The organism is Armatimonadota bacterium, assembly GCA_020354555.1.
In the GTDB taxonomy this organism is placed as follows: Bacteria; Armatimonadota; Hebobacteria.
The window spans coordinates 2847120-2850526 of sequence record CP070648.1 but is presented as its reverse complement, the minus strand read 5'-3'; the positions used below and the strand labels follow the sequence as shown (position 1 = coordinate 2850526).

4 protein-coding genes are annotated in these 3407 nt (G+C 65.9%); 1 reads left to right on the top strand and 3 read right to left on the bottom strand.

Translation table 11 applies throughout. The features are described 5' to 3' along the window. The coding region (locus tag JSV65_11690) for an aminoglycoside phosphotransferase family protein (protein UCH33234.1) at positions 1-274 on the top strand (274 nt) is incomplete at its 5' end. Between the two features lie 304 nt (positions 275-578). Here JSV65_11690 and JSV65_11685 read toward each other — a convergent pair. From JSV65_11685 to JSV65_11675, 3 genes are all read right to left on the bottom strand, one after another. Next, on the bottom strand, positions 579-926 hold the full coding sequence (locus JSV65_11685; protein ID UCH33233.1) for a hypothetical protein: 348 nt from the start codon (positions 924-926) through the stop codon (positions 579-581). A gap of 14 nt (positions 927-940) precedes the next feature. Beyond that, positions 941-2344 (bottom strand): radical SAM protein, encoded by a 1404-nt coding sequence (locus JSV65_11680; GenBank protein UCH33232.1) that lies wholly within the window; start codon positions 2342-2344, stop codon positions 941-943. Positions 2345-2740: 396 nt separating this feature from the next. Then, the coding region (locus JSV65_11675) for an alkaline phosphatase family protein (protein ID UCH33231.1) at positions 2741-3407 on the bottom strand (667 nt) is incomplete at its 5' end.

Below are 3407 nucleotides of genomic sequence, written 5' to 3'. Positions count from 1 at the left end.
GCCCCCGCTCGAAGAGCGCGCCCAGCAGCTCCGCGCGATCGTGGATGCGTACGGCCTGTCGGCGAGTCAACGCCGGGGTTTCGTAGACCGGATCATTGAGTTCGTCGTCCACGACACCGCAGAGCAAGCCGACGAAGCCAGGATCACTCCGGACACGACTGCCCTCAAGCTCGATGTGCTCGGCTTCAACCCGCTATGGGCGCTAGCCTGGCGGGCACGCGCAGCCGCATGGCTGGTCCGTCACCGCCGCATTCTCCAGAACGCACTTTCGTGACGTAGAGCGGCAACGGCACTTGGACGTGAAGATTCGGGGCTAGCTAGGTTCTGGCCGGACGACTCCGACCACGTGGCACACACCGCCCCTGGCGACCTAGACCATGCCGCCGAAACCGGCTCATTCCGACGACCTCCTCCCGATCGCGTCTTGGCTATCGAGGTATGACGGCGACGCAGAAGCGGGTCGAGCAAGGATGCTCGACCGGCAGTGACGAGAGGCGATTGCGTGCAGCGCGAGGCACGTCCGACCGTGCTCCGCCCGCACCGCATTGAGGGAAGCCGGTGCCCCGACGGCGCTGATACTACGCCGAACGGTGGCCGCGGATGAACGGACGGCGGCGCCCGCGGCTGGCTTCGACGCGATGCAGCCGCTCCCCGACCGACTCCAGCCTTCGGGCGACCGGGTATCGCTGCCCGCATCGCTCCGGCATGTGACGCAGATAGACCGCCGCCCTTACGAGCAACGTGAGCAAGGGCCTGGTGACAATCCGGACGATGATGGCCAATCCGACGCAGGCAATCAGGAGCACTGATCCGCGAGTGATGGCCGTCAGTCCGTCCTCAATCGTGTTGGCCGTCGATGCCGAGATGTATCCTAGGTGCAGGTAGGGCACGTGAGCACTCACGACGCTGTGGGCGACAACTTTCACCGCGGTCTCCTTTGCTAGCCGCAGACGCGGGTCGCCGGCCCTACGATATGCGGGTGCCGGGCAAGGATCCAGAACATCTCCATCGTGGCCTCGCGCAGCTCCAGGCAATTCGGCGCCGGGGCGGTGAGATCGCCGGTCGTCGCGAGGGTCTCTCCGCGACATCCGCCGAGACACCAGTGACGCACGACGCACACCGAGCACGTCTCGTTCATGCGGGAGATGTCGGTGAGCTGGCGGTGTCTCTGAAGGACGGGTGACTCCTGCCAAACCTCCGCGAATTCGAAATCCGGATCCCGGATGCTCGCAATGGCGAACTCGGGCACGTTGGTGTTGGGACAGGGGTAGAGACGGCCGTCCGCATCCAGCAGCACAGTCTGCAGCCCCGTGCCGCAGGACGGCCTGCGCGACGAGTATTGGCACGTGTTGGCGAGGATCGAAAAGGCGTCACGGCCGGTCAACGGCAGGTATCGCGGCTCGCGCTCGAAGGTCGCGAATGCCGCCCGCATCAGGTCGTTAATCCTGACTGGATCCAACCTGCCGCTGAGGGCTCCTCCGATGCGTTTCAAGGGAATGAAACGCGCCTCGGCCACACCGAGGGCTGCGGCGAATCCGTAAAACGGTTCCAGGTACGCAAGGTTGTCGCGGTGACATACCATGCTCACGATGGTGTGCACGCGGTGACGCACGAGCGTGGTGATCCCGCGCACGATCCGGTCGAACGTACCCGCGCCCCGCAGGGCATCGTTCAGCTCAGCGCGGTGACCGTCAAGCGATACCTGCACCTGCAGCCCAATGCGGCGGGCGGCCCGCGCGAAGTCCTCGCTGACGAGAATGCCGTTCGTCGAGACCAGCGTCTCGAATCCATGACGTGCGGCATGCCGGCACACCGCGAGCAGCTTATCCGGACATAGCAGCGGCTCACCGCCGAGCACTGTGAGCGAAGGCCTGCGACTGACAAACGGCCGCGCTGCGTCGAGGAACTTGACGATCTCCTCTGCGGCAAGCTCCGTGTCGTCGTCAAACGTCAGCGCATGGAGGTTGTAACAGAAGTGGCATCGCAGGTTGCACTGGCGCGTGATGTTGACGGCGATGTTCTCGATCCTCGCGTCAGGCGCATCTTGTTGGCCGCTGCGCGCCTCGTGGCCTGCGGCGTCGGCCGCCACTCCCGCCGCCAGCAGGTTGCCGATCTGCCGCGCAATGTCACGACGGGTGCCTTGCCACGCGGGGCGTGTTTCAACCACCTGGCGAAGCGTACGCTCGCCGCCCAACTCCTGGAGCAGGTCGAGGAACTCTGGATCGACAACCATCCAGTAAGGCGGGTCAGCCCACACGACCAGGGAGTCGCCGGAGCGCTCCTCCGCATAGTCGGGAGGCCGGACTGCAACGTAGGCGTTCAGAGCCTGGGGCGCCAGAAACATCCGTCATCCCCCTCGCGCGCATGCATAGCGCACACGAAAGGCTGGGTCTCCGCGTTCACTTGAGCAAGCGGAGAGCGCATCGCCTCGCGGCCCATCGCAACTATCCCCCGGTCAACGCCGCCGTCAGTTTCCCGGTTAATTAGACGCCGCGAGCAAGCCGATTGTTACGCGGCGCCTTGTTGGACCGACGAACGGCACACCTGCTGTGCTGCGATTCCGCGCTCGGCGGGGGTATCCTTGTCTGCAGTCGCGACGCCGCAACAAGCGGGGAGATGCCCTGTTCGCTGGGGAAGCCGACATGGCACAGGCGCCGTACCGCAGACACCGAGGGGGGTGAGCGCACGACGGCCGCGCCGTACAATAAGGAGGCAATCACGGGCGCGTCGTGCGACGACGTCAAGGCGTCCACGTGCAGGGAACTAAGCTGTCCTCATCCGATTCGGTGCCGTGCGTGCCGCGATGCTCGCCCTCCGCGGCATCGGGGACATCGTGCTGTCCGTGGTCCGCCAGGACGATGACGCCGTAGTCGTGGGCCGTAAGCGCCGCCACGAGTTGGCGGAGTCGTTGGTCGGTGGCGCGCACGACCGTCTCGGCTTCCGGCGACGAGGGGCCGACGCGGTGGAAGACCGTGTCCGTCTCGAGGAGCTGCGCGATGACGAAGCACGGCCGGTGCGCCTCGACCAGTGATAGGACCCGCTCGGTCACGGCGTTATCGCTGCGCTCATCGACGCGTCCGGAGAGCTCCGCGTGGCGAGCCAGGAACTCTCCGCCGGTGGCTCCGGGTTGGCCTGCGCCAAGGCTGGTTCGCCCTGCCGCGCGCACGATGTCGAACAAGCTCTCGCAGGCAATGGTGTCGTGCTTGGTGGCCACTTGGTGCACGCCGGGCGTCGCACCGGTGACGAGCGTCGCGAAATTCACCGGCGTGATGGTTGGGTGAACCGAGCGCAGGACTACATGGCGGCGGCGGTGCAGGGAAGTGAGGAACGGCATCTCTCGGCGCCAGGTTCGCCAGACCTGTAGGCCGAGAGCATCAGGCGCGAGCACGGCAAGGTGTTCCAATGCG

Coding starts and splice junctions, on each gene's coding strand:
- JSV65_11680 (UCH33232.1), bottom strand. CDS start 2,344: ATGTTTCTGGCGCCCCAGGCTCTGAACGCCTACGTTGCAGTCCGGCCT.